At 68.1% G+C, this 14,383-nt stretch carries 13 protein-coding genes and 1 tRNA gene; 9 read left to right on the top strand and 5 right to left on the bottom strand.

What is annotated here, in order from left to right; translation table 11 throughout:
* Nucleotides 1–61 precede the first annotated feature (61 nt).
* The 5 genes from pheS to SOM08_RS12990 all read left to right on the top strand — a co-directional run bounded on the left by pheS (nt 62) and on the right by SOM08_RS12990 (nt 4,601).
* On the top strand, nt 62–1,114 hold the full coding sequence (gene pheS, locus SOM08_RS12970; protein ID WP_116957062.1) for a phenylalanine--tRNA ligase subunit alpha: 1,053 nt from the start codon (nt 62–64) through the stop codon (nt 1,112–1,114).
* A gap of 9 nt (nt 1,115–1,123) precedes the next feature.
* Nucleotides 1,124–3,544, top strand: coding sequence for a phenylalanine--tRNA ligase subunit beta (pheT, locus tag SOM08_RS12975; RefSeq protein ID WP_322469065.1), 2,421 nt, complete (start codon nt 1,124–1,126; stop codon nt 3,542–3,544).
* Nucleotides 3,545–3,573: 29 nt separating this feature from the next.
* Complete coding sequence (locus SOM08_RS12980; protein WP_009517529.1) at nt 3,574–3,900, top strand: integration host factor subunit alpha; 327 nt, start codon at nt 3,574–3,576, stop codon at nt 3,898–3,900.
* A 125-nt stretch (nt 3,901–4,025) separates the two neighbouring features.
* A complete protein-coding gene (locus tag SOM08_RS12985; protein WP_116957064.1) occupies nt 4,026–4,487 on the top strand; it encodes a MerR family transcriptional regulator in 462 nt (153 codons plus the stop codon).
* A 37-nt stretch (nt 4,488–4,524) separates the two neighbouring features.
* Nucleotides 4,525–4,601, top strand: a tRNA-Pro gene (locus SOM08_RS12990).
* Nucleotides 4,602–4,664: 63 nt separating this feature from the next.
* On the opposite strand, the gene serB is transcribed toward SOM08_RS12990, so the two are convergent.
* Nucleotides 4,665–5,393 carry a phosphoserine phosphatase SerB gene (gene serB, locus SOM08_RS12995; RefSeq protein WP_116957065.1) on the bottom strand — a complete coding sequence of 243 codons (729 nt, stop codon included), beginning with the start codon at nt 5,391–5,393 and terminating at the stop codon, nt 4,665–4,667.
* A complete protein-coding gene (gene mfd / locus SOM08_RS13000) occupies nt 5,390–8,881 on the bottom strand; it encodes a transcription-repair coupling factor (RefSeq protein WP_116957066.1) in 3,492 nt (1,163 codons plus the stop codon). The genes serB and mfd overlap by 4 nt, the downstream gene beginning before the upstream one ends.
* 78 nt (nt 8,882–8,959) lie before the next feature.
* On the opposite strand from mfd, the gene ispD reads away from it, so the two are divergent.
* Both ispD and ispF read left to right on the top strand, forming a co-directional pair.
* The gene (gene ispD, locus SOM08_RS13005) at nt 8,960–9,682 is read left to right on the top strand and encodes a 2-C-methyl-D-erythritol 4-phosphate cytidylyltransferase (RefSeq protein WP_245980757.1); all 723 of its coding nucleotides are present in this window, start codon (nt 8,960–8,962) and stop codon (nt 9,680–9,682) included.
* Nucleotides 9,679–10,161, top strand: coding sequence for a 2-C-methyl-D-erythritol 2,4-cyclodiphosphate synthase (ispF, locus tag SOM08_RS13010; RefSeq protein ID WP_116957068.1), 483 nt, complete (start codon nt 9,679–9,681; stop codon nt 10,159–10,161). Before ispD ends, ispF begins: the two co-directional genes overlap by 4 nt.
* 21 nt (nt 10,162–10,182) lie before the next feature.
* Here ispF and SOM08_RS13015 read toward each other — a convergent pair whose 3' ends face one another.
* Nucleotides 10,183–11,586, bottom strand: coding sequence for a sensor histidine kinase (locus SOM08_RS13015; RefSeq protein WP_116957069.1), 1,404 nt, complete (start codon nt 11,584–11,586; stop codon nt 10,183–10,185).
* Entirely contained in the window at nt 11,586–12,317 is a 732-nt protein-coding gene (ompR, locus tag SOM08_RS13020) for a two-component system response regulator OmpR (RefSeq protein WP_070399984.1), read from the bottom strand. The genes SOM08_RS13015 and ompR overlap by 1 nt, the downstream gene beginning before the upstream one ends.
* 170 nt (nt 12,318–12,487) lie before the next feature.
* Here ompR and SOM08_RS13025 point away from each other — a divergent pair, with 170 nt between their 5' ends.
* Nucleotides 12,488–12,787 carry a hypothetical protein gene (locus SOM08_RS13025; protein WP_147326148.1) on the top strand — a complete coding sequence of 100 codons (300 nt, stop codon included), beginning with the start codon at nt 12,488–12,490 and terminating at the stop codon, nt 12,785–12,787.
* A gap of 16 nt (nt 12,788–12,803) precedes the next feature.
* The gene (locus tag SOM08_RS13030) at nt 12,804–13,547 is read left to right on the top strand and encodes an SIMPL domain-containing protein (RefSeq protein ID WP_116957071.1); all 744 of its coding nucleotides are present in this window, start codon (nt 12,804–12,806) and stop codon (nt 13,545–13,547) included.
* Nucleotides 13,548–13,551: 4 nt separating this feature from the next.
* On the opposite strand, the gene SOM08_RS13035 is transcribed toward SOM08_RS13030, so the two are convergent.
* Entirely contained in the window at nt 13,552–14,322 is a 771-nt protein-coding gene (locus tag SOM08_RS13035) for a 3-hydroxybutyrate dehydrogenase (RefSeq protein WP_322469066.1), read from the bottom strand.
* Nucleotides 14,323–14,383: the final 61 nt, after the last annotated feature.

The raw sequence follows: 14,383 nt of genomic DNA on the forward strand, positions 1-14,383 counted from the left end.
GAGGCTTGAGGGGTGACCCGCCGGCTTCAACCCTTTTTTCATTGCATCGGACACGCATCGAATGAACGAGTTGGACAACCTGGCCGAGGCAGCACGCGCCGAGTTCGCGCAGGCCGCCACGCCGGCCGACCTGGAGAACGCCAAGGCGCGCTACCTGGGCAAGTCGGGCCGCATCACCGAGTTGATGAAGGGCATGGCCGCCCTGTCGGTGGACGAGAAGAAGACGCGCGGTGCTGCGATCAACCTGGCCAAGCAAGCCATTGAGAGCGCGCTGAGCCAGCGGCGCCAGGCCCTGGCCGATGCGGAGCTGGACGCTCAGCTCAAGGCCGAGGCGCTGGACGTGAGCCTGCCGGGCCGCCAGCGTGGCGCGGGAGGGCTGCACCCGGTGAGCCTCACGCTGGAGCGCATCGAGGCCATCTTCGGGTCCATGGGTTTCGAGGTGGCCGAGGGGCCCGAGATCGAATCCGACTGGTTCAACTTCACGGCCCTCAACACGCCGGAAGACCACCCAGCGCGCTCCATGCACGACACGTTCTACGTGGAAGGCGGCTCGGCGAAGGCGCCCAATCTGCTGCGCACGCACACCAGCCCCATGCAGATCCGCCACGCGGTGCAGCACGTCAAGCGCCACCGCGCGGCCCTGGACGCCGGCCAGGGCATGCCCGAGATCCGCGTCATCGCGCCGGGCCGCACCTACCGCGTGGACAGCGACGCCACCCACTCGCCCATGTTCCACCAGTGCGAGGGCCTGTGGATCGGTGAGAACGTGAGCTTCAAGGACCTCAAGGTTGTCTTCACCGACTTCTGCCGTACCTTTTTCGAGAGCGGCGACCTGGTGCTGCGCTTTCGCCCCAGCTTCTTTCCGTTCACCGAGCCGAGCGCGGAGATCGACATCCAGTTCCAGAGCGGCCCGCTGGCCGGGCGCTGGCTCGAGGTGGCGGGCTCCGGCCAGGTGCACCCGAACGTCGTGCGCAACATGGGCCTCGACCCCGAGCGCTACATCGGCTTTGCCTTCGGCATGGGACCCGACCGCCTGACCATGCTGCGCTACGGCGTCAATGACCTGCGCCTGTTCTTCGACGGCGACGTGCGTTTCCTCAGCCAGTTCCGATAAGCGACCACCATGCAATTCCCCGAATCCTGGCTGCGCAGCTTCTGCAACCCGCCGCTGACGAGCCAGCAACTTGCCGACACCCTCACCATGGCTGGACTCGAGGTCGAAGAGCTGCGCCCGGTGGCGCCGCCGTTCACCCGGGTCGTGGTGGGCGAGATCAAGTCCGCCGTGCAACACCCCAACGCCGATCGCCTGCGGGTGTGCGAGGTGGACGTGGGGCAGGGCGCGCTGCTCAACATCGTTTGCGGCGCGCCGAACGCGCGCGTGGGCATCAAGGTGCCCTGCGCGCTGGTGGGCGCCGAGCTGCCCCCCGGCGAGGACGGCAAGCCCTTCGCCATCAAGCTCGGCAAGCTGCGCGGCGTGGAAAGCCAAGGCATGCTGTGCTCGGCGCGCGAGCTGCAGCTGTCCGATAGCCACGAAGGCCTGCTCGAACTCGCCGCCGATGCTGTGGTGGGGCGTGACATCCGCGAGCAGCTGGCGCTGGACGACATGCTGTTCACCCTGAAGCTCACGCCCAACCTGGCGCACTGCCTGAGCGTGTACGGCATCGCGCGCGAAGTGGCGGCCATCACCGGCGCGCCGCTGCAGGCGCCCAGCTTCTCGGCCGCGCCGGTGTCGCTGGACGACCGGCTGCCGGTGCGCATCGAGGCGCCCGACCTGTGCGGCCGCTTCAGCGGCCGCGTGGTGCGTGGCGTGAACACCCAGGCGCAGACGCCGGCCTGGATGGTCGATCGCCTGGCGCGCTGCGGACAGCGCAGCGTCACCGCGCTGGTGGACATCTCCAACTACGTGATGTTCGAGCTCGGCCGCCCCTCGCACATCTTCGATCTCGACAAGATCCATGGCGGGCTGCAGGTGCGCTGGGGTCGCGAGGGTGAAACGCTCAAGCTGCTCAACGGCAACACCATCGCCGTGGACGCCGGCGTGGGCGTGATCGCCGACGACCAGGCGGTCGAGTCGTTGGCGGGCATCATGGGCGGCGACGCCACCGCGGTGTCCGACGACACCGAGAACATCTACATCGAGGCCGCCTTCTGGTGGCCCAAGGCGGTGGCCGGCCGTTCGCGCCGCTACAACTTCAGCACGGACGCCGGCCACCGCTTCGAGCGGGGCGTCGATCCGTCCACCACGGTCGAACACATCGAGCGCATCACGCAGCTTGTGCTGGAGATTTGCGGCGGCCAGGCCGGTCCCATGGACGATCGGGTGGCGCGCCTGCCCGAGGCCAAGCCCGTCACCCTGCGCGTGGCGCGCGCGGCCAAGGTCATCGGCATGCCGCTCACGCAGGCGCAGTGCGTGGGTGCGCTGCGCCGCCTGGGTCTGGCCTTGCACGAGGGCGAGGGCACGGTCACCGTGACGCCGCCACCGTACCGCTTCGATCTGCAGATCGAGGAGGACCTGATCGAAGAAGTGGTGCGCCTCGTGGGCTACGAGCAGCTGCCCACCACGCCTCCGCTGGCGCCGATCACCGCCAAGCTGCGTCCCGAGGCGCGCCGCGGCGCTTTCGCCGTACGCCGCCAGCTCGCGCAACTGGGTTACCAGGAGACGATCAACTTCAGCTTCGTGGAAGAGCGCTGGGAGCGCGAGCTCGCGGGCAACGCCGACCCCATCCAGTTGCTCAACCCGATCGCCAGCCAGATGAGCGTGATGCGCTCCTCGCTGATCGGCAGCCTGGTGGCGGTGTGCAAGTTCAACCTCGACCGCCGCGCCGAGCGCGTGCGCCTGTTCGAGATCGGTCGCGTGTTCCGCAAGGACGCGGGCGTGGCCGACAGCGACACCACCGTGGCCGGCTTCGACCAGCCCATGCGCGTGGCCGGCCTGGCGGGTGGGCCGCTGAACGCCTTGCAGTGGGGCGAGAGCGATCGTGGAGCTGATTTCTTCGACGCCAAGGGCGATGTGGAGGCCTTGCTGGCGCCGCGCCGCGCCGAGTTCCGCGCCGCCGAGCACCCGGCGATGCACCCGGGCCGCTGCGCGGCCGTGTGGTTGGATGGCCGCTGCATTGGCCACGTGGGCGAATTGCATCCGCGCTGGCGCCAGGCATACGAATTGCCCCAGGCGCCGGTGCTGTTCGAACTGGAACTCGACGCCGTGCTGGCCTGGCCGGTGCCGACCTTCCGCGCGGTCAGCCGCCACCAGCCGGTGCAGCGCGACCTGGCGCTGGTGGTCGACGAAACCGTGTCGCACGACGCCGTGATGGCCGCCATCCGCGCCGCCAGCAACCCCTGGCTGCAGGACGCCGTGCTGTTCGACGTCTACCGACCGAAGAAGGGCGCCACGGTGCCCGGCCTGGCCGAGCATGAGAAGAGCCTGGCCGTGCGCCTCGTCATGAACCGTGAGGACGCTACACTGGCCGACGAACAAATCGAAGCCGCCGTGCAGCAGACGCTCGCGTCCCTGCAGCAGCGCGTGAAAGCCCGTCTGCGCGCTTGAGCCCCGACACCGACAAGAAGGAGTACCCGATGGAACTGGCCGTCGAAAGCCTGGAAACCCCCGCCCTCACCAAGGCGCAGCTCGCCGAGCTGCTGTTCGACCAGATCGGCCTGAACAAGCGGGAATCCAAGGACATGATCGACGCCTTCTTCGATCTCATCACCGAGAGCCTGGTCAATGGCACGGACGTGAAGATCTCGGGCTTCGGCAACTTCCAGATCCGCACCAAGGCGGCCCGCCCGGGCCGCAACCCCCGCACCGGCGAACCGGTGGCCATCCAGGCCCGGCGGGTTGTCACTTTCCACGCCAGCCCCAAGCTCAAGGAGCAGGTGCAGGCGGCGGTCATCGGCGGCTGAACGGCGCTGTCGCGCGGCCCGATAGGGGTCGCTTACAACATTTCGCACGAAAAGCCCCGGGGTAGTCCCCGGGGTTTCCTTACTTAGAGTAAATTCAAGCTTCGGTTTCTACCGCCTTGATTTACATGGAAAAATCGCTGCCCCCCATTCCAGCGAAGCGCTACTTCACCATTGGTGAGGTGGGCGAGCTGTGTGGCGTCAAGCCGCATGTGCTGCGCTACTGGGAGCAGGAGTTCACGCAGCTTCGCCCCATGAAGCGCCGGGGCAACCGGCGCTACTACCAGCACCATGAGGTGCTGATGATCCGCCGCATCCGCGAGCTGCTGTACGACCAGGGCTTCACCATCAGCGGCGCGCGCAACAAGCTGCAGGAGCTGGCCCAGGCCGAGCGCGAGAAGCGCCGCCAGGACGATGACGATCCGATCGACGTGATCGACCTGGACGCCGTCATCCACGACGACGACACCACCGTGGTGTCGGCGGTGGTGTCGCCCGCCGCACCGGCGGCATCGGCCGAACCCACGCTGCTGAGCGACATGCGCCGCGAACTGCTCGAGATTCGTGAGTTGCTTCGGCTATCGGCCTGAGAGCGCGCTTTTTTGCCGGCTATAATGCGAGGCTTGTCGGCGTGTAGCGCAGCCTGGTAGCGCACTTGCATGGGGTGCAAGGGGTCGCGAGTTCGAATCCCGCCACGCCGACCATTTATGCAAAAGCCCGTCATCGCGAGATGACGGGCTTTTTCTTTTGCCTCGGGTGCCCGCGCTTCAGCGCAGCACCTCCAGCAGGCGGTCCAGTCCGCCACTGTCGATGGACACCATGGCCTGTTCGCGCACGGCGGGCTTGGCGTGGTAGGCCACGGACAGGCCGGCCACGCCCATCATGGGCAGGTCGTTGGCGCCGTCGCCCATGGCAATGCATTCCGAGGGCTCGATGCCCAGCAGCGAGGCGACCTCCAGCAGGGTGCGCCGCTTCTCGGCGCCGTCGCATATGTCGCCCCAGGTCTGGTCGACCATGCGGCCCGTGAGTTCGCCGCAGTTCGCGCCGCTGGCGATTTCCAGCACGTTGGCGCGCACGAAGTCGATGCCCAGCGTGTCGCGCACACGGTAGGCGAAGTAGGTGAAGCCGCCGGAGACCAGCAGCACCTTGAGCCCGGCGGCCTGGCTGGCGCGCACGAGTTCGGCCGCGCCGGGGTTGATGCGCAGGCGCTCGACCAGCACCTGCTCCATGTCGGCCACGGTCACGCCCTTGAGCAGGGCCACGCGGCGGCGCAGGCTGTCCTTGTAGTCGGCGATCTCGCCACGCATTGCGGCCTCGGTGATGGCGGCGACCTCCGCCTTCTTGCCGACCACGTCGGCGATCTCGTCCACGCACTCGATGCTGATGAGCGTGGAATCCATGTCGAAGGCGATGAGCTTGAAGTCGCGGAGCTTGAGCGGCGGCGTGAAGCCGCGCACGGTGAGACCGGGGGAGATGGCAGTGGCAGGGGCAGTCATGCGGTTTCGGTGGTGGTCTTTTGGGGTTGGCCCAGGGCGCGCAGCACGTCGCGCACGAGTTGCACGCGGTCTTTCACCTCGGGCAGCGCGCGCTCGATGCGCAGCTTCTCGTTGCCCGCAAGTTTGATGTGCTTGTGCTTCTGGATGAGCTCGACGATGCGCATCGGCTCGATCGGCGGGTTGGGTTTGAAGGTGATGTTGACCACGCCCGGCGCCGCGTCGACCTTGGCCACGCCGTAGGGCGCGCTCAGCACGCGCAGGCGGTGCACGTCGATGAGGGTCTGCGTCTGCGCCGGCGGCTTGCCGAAGCGGTCGACGATTTCCTCTAGCAGGGCATCGACCTGCTCGGCGCTGCGGGCGGTGGCCAGCTTCTTGTAGAAGCTCAGGCGCAGGTGAACGTCGCCGCAATAGTCGTTGGGCAGCAGGGCAGGGGCGTGCAGGTTGATGTCGGTGGTGACGGACAAGGGCGCCAGCAGGTCGGGTTCGCGGCCGGCCTTGAGCGCCTTCACGGCCTCCGAGAGCATCTCGTTGTAGAGCTGGAAGCCCACCTCCAGCATGTTGCCGCTCTGGTTCTCGCCGAGCACCTCGCCAGCGCCACGGATCTCCAGGTCGTGCATGGCCAGGTAGAAACCGCTGCCCAGCTCCTCCATCTGCTGGATGGCGTCCAGCCGCTGCGCGGCCTGCTTGGTGAGGCCCTCGATCTCGGGCACCAGCAGGTAGGCGTAGGCCTGGTGGTGGCTGCGGCCCACGCGGCCGCGCAGCTGGTGCAGCTGCGCCAGGCCGAACTTGTCGGCGCGGCTCATGACGATGGTGTTGGCTGTGGGCACGTCGATGCCGGTCTCGATGATGGTGGAGCACAGCAAGAGGTTGTAGCGCTGCGCGACGAAGTCGCGCATCACGCGCTCCAGCTCGCGCTCGGGCATCTGGCCGTGCGCGACGGCGATGCGCGCCTCGGGCAGGATCTCTTCCAGTTTGGCCTTGCGGTTCTCGATGGTTTCGACCTCGTTGTGCAGGAAGTAGACCTGGCCGCCACGCTTGAGCTCGCGCAGCACGGCCTCGCGGATGACGCCGTTGCCTTCGTTGCGAACGAAGGTCTTGATGGCCAGGCGGCGCTGCGGGGCGGTGGCGATCACACTGAGGTCGCGCAGGCCCTCGAGCGCCATGCCCAGGGTGCGTGGAATGGGGGTGGCGGTGAGCGTCAGCACGTCGACTTCGGCCCGCAGCTGCTTCATGGCCTCTTTGTGGCGCACGCCGAAGCGGTGCTCCTCGTCGATGATGAGCAGGCCCAGGTTCTTGAACTGGGCTTTCTCGCTCAGCAGCTTGTGCGTGCCAACGACGATGTCCACCGAGCCGTCGGCGATGCCCTTCATGGCCGCCGTGATTTCCTTCTGTGACCGGAAGCGGCTCATCTCGGCGATCTTCACTGGCCACTTGCTGAAGCGGTCCACCAGGGTCTGGTAGTGCTGTTCTGCCAGCAGCGTGGTGGGCGCGAGGAAGGCCACCTGCTTGCCGCCGGTCACGGCCACGAAGGCCGCTCGCAGCGCCACCTCGGTCTTGCCGAAGCCCACGTCGCCGCAGACCAGGCGGTCCATGGGCCGCGGGCTGATCATGTCCTGCACCACGGCGTGGATGGCGGCGCGCTGGTCGGCGGTTTCCTCGAAACCGAAGTCGTTGGCGAAGGCCTCGTAGTCCTGCGGTGAATACCGGAAGGCGTGGCCCTGGCGCGCGGCGCGGCGCGCGTAGATGTTGAGCAGCTCGGCGGCGGCGTCGCGCACCTGTTCGGCGGCCTTGCGCTTGGCTTTCTCCCACTGGCCGCTGCCCAGCTTGTGCAGCGGCGCCTCATCGGCGCTCACGCCGGTGTAGCGGCCGATGAGGCCGAGCTGGCTCACGGGCACGTAGAGCACGGCCTTGTCGGCGTATTCCAGGTGCAGGAACTCCTGCAGCGCGGGCGTGCCGTCGGCGTTCTTCTCGCCCATGTCCAGGTTGATGAGCCCGCGGTAGCGGCCGATGCCGTGCGCCGCGTGCACCACGGGATCGCCCACGTTGAGCTCGGACAGGTCCTTGATGAGCGCGTCGACGTCGCTCACCTGCTCCTGCTTGCGGCGCCGACGGGTGGTGGGGCCGGCGGCGAACAGCTCGGTCTCGGTGACGAAGTCGATGCCGGCTTCCAGCCAGGCGAAGCCGGTGGCCAGGGCAGCGGTGGCGATGCCCGCCTTTTCCTCGCTGGCCTGGAATTCGGCCAGGCTGTCGAAGGCGGGCGGGTTCAGGCCGCTGGCGCGCAGGAAGTCGAGCAGGCTTTCGCGCCGGCCGTCGCTTTCGGCCAGGATCAGCGCGCGTTGCGGGCTGGCGCGCAGGTGGGCCTGCAGCTTGGCCAGCGGTTCGTCGGCGCCGCGCACCACGGCCAGATCGGGCAGTGCCTGGGCGAAAGCGCTGTCGCTCACGTCGCTGGCGCCCGGGCGCATCACCACCTGGGCGTGTGCCTTGGCCCGGGTGAAGAACTGCTCGGCGTTGAGGAAGAGGGCGTCGGGCGGCAGGATGGGGCGGTCGGGATCGCCCTGCAGCAGGCGGTGGCGCTCGCGCGTGTCTTGCCAGAAGCGCTGGAAGGCGGGCTCCAGCTCGCCATGCAGCACCAGGGTTGCGGCCTCGCCGAGGTAGTCGAACACCGTGGCGGTGTCCTCGAAGAACAGCGGCAGGTAGTACTCGATGCCGGCGGTGGCCACGCCGTTGCCCATGTCCTTGTACAGGCGGCTCTTGGTCGGGTCGCCTTCGAGCAGTTCGCGCCAGCGGCTGCGAAAGCGCGCGCGCGCCGCGTCGTCCATGGGGAACTCGCGGCCGGGCAGCAGGCGCACCTCGTTCACCGGGTACAGGCTGCGCTGGCTGTCGGGGTCGAAGGTGCGGATGCTGTCGATCTCGTCGTCGAACAGGTCCACGCGGTAGGGCACCGGGCTGCCCATGGGGAAAAGGTCGATGAGGCCGCCGCGCACGGCGTACTCGCCGGGGCTCACCACCTGCGTGACGTGCTGGTAACCCGCGAGCGTGAGCTGGCCCTTGAGCCGCGCCTCGTCCAGCGACTGCTTGACCTTGAAGTGAAAGGTGTAGCCCGCCAGGAAGGACGGTGGCGCGAGCCGGTAGAGCGCCGTGGTGGCCGGCACCAGTACCACGTCGGCGCCGCCGTCCTGCGCGCGCTGGGAGATGCGCCACAGCGTGGCCAGGCGCTCGCTGATGAGATCCTGGTGAGGCGAGAAGGTGTCGTAGGGCAGGGTTTCCCAATCGGGAAACAGCGTGGTGCGCAGATCGGGCGCGAAGAAGGCGAGCTCGTCGATCAGGCGCCGGGCGTCGTTCGCGTCGGCCGTGACGATGGCGGTGAGCCGGCCGTCGCGCTGTTCGCGCTCGGCCAGGCGGGCCAGCCACAGCGCGTCGGCCGAGCCGCCGGGGTGGGGTAGGGTGTGGCGCTTGCCGGGGCTCAGCGCGGGCAGGGTGAGGGACATGCGGTCGGTACCAACAATGCAAATACCCCCGGTCGGATCGGGCCGGGGGTGTGGGTGAATTCTAGAATGGCGCCGCCCATGAGCGCCGCTTCCCCTTTTCCCGCCCCACCGTCCTTGCCCCGCTGCCATGCGTTGCTGCCTTGCGCGGGCACCGGTTCGCGCGCGGGCGCGCCACTGCCCAAGCAATACCAGCCCGTCGCGGGACGGCCCCTGGTGCAGCACACCCTGGCTGCGTTGCGCGGCGTGCCGCGGCTGGATCGGATCGTGGTGGTGCTGGCGCCCGACGATGCGCACTGGCCCGCCGATATCGACGGCGTGCAGGCCCTGCGCCGCGGCGGGGCCACGCGCGCCGAAACCGTGTTCAACGGCCTGCGGGCCCTGCGCGAAGCCGGCGTGCCCGATACCGACTGGGTGCTGGTGCACGACGCCGCGCGCTGCCTGGTCACGCCCGAGGAGGTGACGGCGCTGATCGAGGCCTGCGCTGGCGACCCGGTGGGCGGCCTTCTGGCGCTGCCCTTGCCCGATACGCTGAAGGACGAGGTGGACGGCCGTGTGGCCCGCACCATCGAGCGCCGCCACAAGTGGCTGGCCCAGACGCCGCAGATGTTCCGCCTGGGCGAGTTGCTGGACGCGCTGTCGGAGGCCCGGGCCACCGGCTTCGAGGGCATCACCGACGAGGCCAGCGCCATCGAGCGCACCGGGCGGCGCCCGCGCCTGGTGGAAGGGCGCGCCAGCAACATCAAGGTCACGTACCCGCACGACTTCGCCTTGGCCGAAGCCATCCTGAGGAGCCGCACATGAACGCCATCCGCATCGGCGAAGGTTGGGATATCCACCGCCTGGTCACCGGCCGCCCACTGGTGTTGGGGGGCATCACCGTGCCGCACACGCATGGCCTGCTGGGGCATTCCGACGCCGACGCGCTGCTGCACGCCATCACCGACGCGCTGCTCGGCGCCGCCGCGCTGGGCGATATCGGCCGCCACTTTCCCGACACCGACGAGCGCTTCCGCGGTGCCGACTCGGGCGCGCTGCTGGCCGAGGCCGCGCGGCGCGTGCGCGCCGAAGGCTACGAGATCGGCAACGTCGACAGCACGGTGGTGGCTCAGGCGCCCAAGCTGGCGCCGCACATCCCGGCCATGGTCGAGCGCATCGCCGCCTTGCTCGACCTGGCGGTGGACCAGGTGAACGTGAAGGCCAAGACGGCCGAGAAGATGGGGCCGGTGGGGCAGGGCGAGGCCATCGAGGCCCGCGCCGTGGCCTTGTTGCTCAAGGTCTGAGCGGCTGGTGCCCGGCAGCGCTCAGCCCGGCGAGCGGCGCAGCTTCATGTGCGCCGCCAGGCCGCCCGTGCTGCTGTTGGCCAGTGCGAAGCGCCCCCCCATGCGCGTGATGGCGCGCTCCACGATGGCCAGACCCAGGCCCGTGCCGGTGGCGTCGGAGCGCGCGGCGTCGCCGCGGAAGAACGGCTGAGTCAACTGCTCCAGCATTTCGGGCCGCACGCCGCGGCCGTGGTCGCGCAGCTTGACCAGCACCGAGTCGTCCTTGGCCTTGGCGGCGATGTCGATTTGCACCACCCCGCTGTCGGGGTCGCGGCCGTAGCGCGAGGCGTTTTCCAGCAGGTTGCTGAACACGCGTTGCAGCTCCACCGGGTCGCCCAGCACGAACAGCGCGGGCTCGATGCGGGTCTTGATGACCGTTTTGGGGTCGTCGCCGAGCGCGAACAGCGCGGTCTCGATCACCTCGTTGAGATTGACCTCCTCCGGCTTCATGTGGTCGGGCCGCGCGTAGTCGAGGAACTTGTCGATGATGGCGTTGACCTGCTCGATGTCGGCCGACATGTGCTCGCGCGCCATCGGATCGGCCACGCTCATTTCGGTTTCCAGCCGCAGGCGCGCCAGCGGCGTGCGCAGGTCGTGTGAGATACCGGCGAGCATGAGCGCCCGGTCCTGCTCGATCTTGGACAGGCGCTGCGCCATGCGGTTGAAGCCGATGTTGACCTCGCGAATCTCGCTGGTGGCCACGGTCTCGTTGAGCTGGCTGGCGTTGAAGTCGCCCTCGCGCACCCGGCTGGCGGCGAAGGAGAGCTTCTTCAAGGGCCGGTTGATCAGGCGCGCGATGAGCGCGGCGCCAGCGAGCGAAAGCAGGGCGGCCGTGCCCAGCCAGATCAGCCAAGTGGTGCCCGCCACCGGGCCGATGCGGGAGGGGTCGGTCAACAGCCAGTACGGGTCGCCGTCGATCGAGAAGCCGATCCACAGCCCCGCCTGGTGATTGACCTCTCGCGCCACCACCGTGTCAGGCCCCAGGCGGGCCTTCAACTGCCCGGCCACGTTGCGGCTGAGCAGGTCGGTGTCGTAGAGCTGGAAGGTGTCGTTGGGCTCGCGCGGTGCGATGCGAAGGCCTTCCTCGGACGCCAGGGTCTTGATGAGTGAGACGCGCGCGATGGAGTCCGAGTGGATCAGCGCCGCACGGCTCAGGTTCACCAGCGAAGCGAGCTGCTGCGCGCTTTGCAGGGCGCGCGGCTCGTATTCCAGCGCGCGGAAGGTTTGCAGCCACGCGATGATGCAGCCCGTGAGCAGCAAGGTGAGAAAGAAGAACGTGCGCCAGAACAGGCTCACGCCGCGCGTGGGCCGCACCTCCAGCGGGGCTGGGGCGGTTTCCAGCGCGGTGGGTTCGGTCTCGAACGGTACGCGTGATTCGCTGTCCATCAGGTGTTGCCGTCCGGCACAAACACGTAGCCCACGCCCCATACCGTCTGCAGGTAGCGCGGCGAGGACGCGTCGTCCTCGATCAGCTTGCGCAGGCGCGAGACCTGCACATCCAGGCTGCGGTCGAAGGGCTCGAACTCGCGTCCGCGCGCCAGCTGGGCCAGCTTCTCGCGCGACAGCGGTTGGCGCGGATGGCGTACCAGGGCTTTCAGCATGGCGAATTCGCCGGTGGTCAGCGGCAGGTCGTTGCCGTCCTTGCGCAGCGTGCGCAGGCTCAGGTCGAATTCGTAGGGGCCGAACTTCACCACTTCGGCATCTTGCGAGGGCGCGCCGGGGACCTCGGCTGGCGGACGGCGGCGCAGCACGGCGTGGATGCGAGCCAGCAGTTCCCGCGGATTGAACGGTTTGCCGAGGTAGTCGTCGGCGCCGACCTCCAGGCCCACGATGCGGTCCACGTCCTCGCTCTTGGCGGTCAGCATGATGATGGGCGTGCGGTCGCCGTTGGCGCGCAGGCGGCGGCAGATCGACAGCCCGTCCTCGCCGGGCATCATCAGATCAAGCACGATGATGTCCACGGCGTCGCGCTGCAAGACCCGATTCAGGGCCTTGCCGTCTTCGGCCAGCATCACTTCGAAGCCTTCCTGCATCAGGTAGCGGCGCAGCAGGTCGCGGATGCGCACGTCGTCATCGACGACGAGAACCTTGTTGGGGCGGGGGTGGTTCTGTGGCATGGGAGCAACTTCCGATAAATGTAACAAAGCCGATTTTGGCAGCGGCAAGTGCTTGTCAACGCTCGTTTTTTGGTTTTTTGACAGGCTGTTACAGATGTTGCCCCACATGCCATTCGCTTGACCCGGGCCTCACTCGCACAATCGGACTTCTGTTCATACTCCTCCACACCATGAAGTCCGTTTGGATGGGAACCATTGCCTGCTTGACCGCGTGTCTGGCGTACGCCAATCCGGAGCGTCCGCGCGACGCCGGCATGATCGGCGCCGACGCTGCGACGGTGACGGTGGTGCCCATCTCAATCGATGGCGGCGAGGCGCGTGCGCCCATGCGGCTGCGTGACGCGCTGCGCCAACCCTTTGACGACATGGACGACGGCGGCAAGCCTTTCCGGCTGTCCGTGGAGGAGCGCCAGCGCCTGCGCGAGCAGCTCAGGGTGCAACCGCCCTTCGAGTCCCATCGCCAGCCCTGAACAAAACCCAGCACACATGCCCATGCCCTATCTGCCCGCCCGTTCGGCGGCTGCGGTTCGCCGCGCCGCTTCCGCTCTCAGCCTCATCGCCGCCGTGGCCGCTTCGCCGGTCGCGTTGGCGCAGGCGCCTGAGGTGCCCGCCAATGTGGTGAGCCTCTCCGCCAGTGGCCACCTGGAAGTGCCGCAGGACTGGCTCACCGTGGTGTTGAGCACCACCCGCGAGGGCAGCGATGCCGCCACCGTGCAGAATCAGCTCAAGGTGGCTGTGGATGCCGCACTGGCGATCGCTCAGCCGCAGGCCAAGCCTCAGCAACTGGAGGTGCGCACTGGCAATCTGCGCCTCTATCCGCGTTATGGCAGCAATGGCCGCATCAGCGGTTGGCAGGGCCAGGCCGAGGTGGTGATCGAGGGCCGAGACATCGCCAACGTGAGCGCGGTGGCCGGTCGCGTGCAGACCCTCACCGTTTCCAGCATGGGCTTCTCCCTTTCGCGCGAGGCGCGCCAGGCGCTTGAGTCCCAGGTGCAGGCCCAGGCCATCGAGCGTTTTCGCGCGCGCGCCAGTGAAATCGCCAAGGGCTTCGGCTTCAGCGGCTACACGCTGCGCGATGTATCGGTGAGTTCGACCGACATGCCCGAGCGACCCATGCCGCGCATGATGGCCATGGAGGCCAAGGCGGCCGCGAGCGACGCCGCCATTCCGGTGGCCGCCGGCACCAGTACCGTGAGCATCACGGTGTCTGGCGCCATCCAAATGCGTTGAGGCCTTACTGGGCGGCCCAGCCGCCGTCCATGTTCCAGGCCACGCCGCGCACGTTGCCGGCGGCGGGCGAGCAGAAGAACACCGCCAGTTCGCCCAGCTCCTCGGGCGTGGTGAATTGCATCGAGGGCTCCTTCTCGCCCAGCAGCAGCTTGGTGGCTTCCGCATTCGACAGCTTCAGTGCGGCGGCCTTCGCGTCCACCTGCTTCTGCACCAGCGGCGTCAGCACCCAACCCGGGCAGATGGCGTTGCAGGTGACGCCCGAGGTGGCGGTCTCCAGGGCCGTCACCTTGGTCAGGCCCACGATGCCGTGCTTGGCCGCCACATACGCCGACTTCTCCGCCGACCCCACCAGCCCATGCACCGAAGCCACGTTGATGATGCGTCCCCAGTTGGCCTTGAGCATGGCCGGCAGGGCCAGGCGCGAGGTATGGAAGGCACTGGACAAGTTGATGGCGATCACCGCGTCCCAGCGTTCGACCGGGAAGTCCTGCACCTTGGCGACGTGCTGGATGCCCGCGTTGTTCACGAGGATGTCCACCTGGCCGAAGGTCTTGGCCGCATAGGCCATCATGTCCTCGATCTCCGCGGGCTTGCTCATGTCGGCACCGTGGTAGCCGACCTGGGTGCCCAGCGCCGCCACCTCGGCCTGCGGACCGGCGCTGTCCCCGAAACCATTGAGCACCACGTTGGCGCCCTGGCGCGCGAGGGCCTTGGCGATGCCGAGGCCGATGCCGCTGGTGGATCCGGTGACGAGTGCGGTTTTCCCGGTGAGCATGGGTTACTCCAGTTCCATTACGATTGGTTGGACGTGCTGCCATGCATTATGGATGGCGGAC

Origin of the sequence: Hydrogenophaga sp. SNF1 (genome assembly GCF_034421675.1) — a bacterium.
Classification (GTDB): Bacteria; Pseudomonadota; Gammaproteobacteria; order Burkholderiales; family Burkholderiaceae_C; genus Hydrogenophaga; species Hydrogenophaga borbori.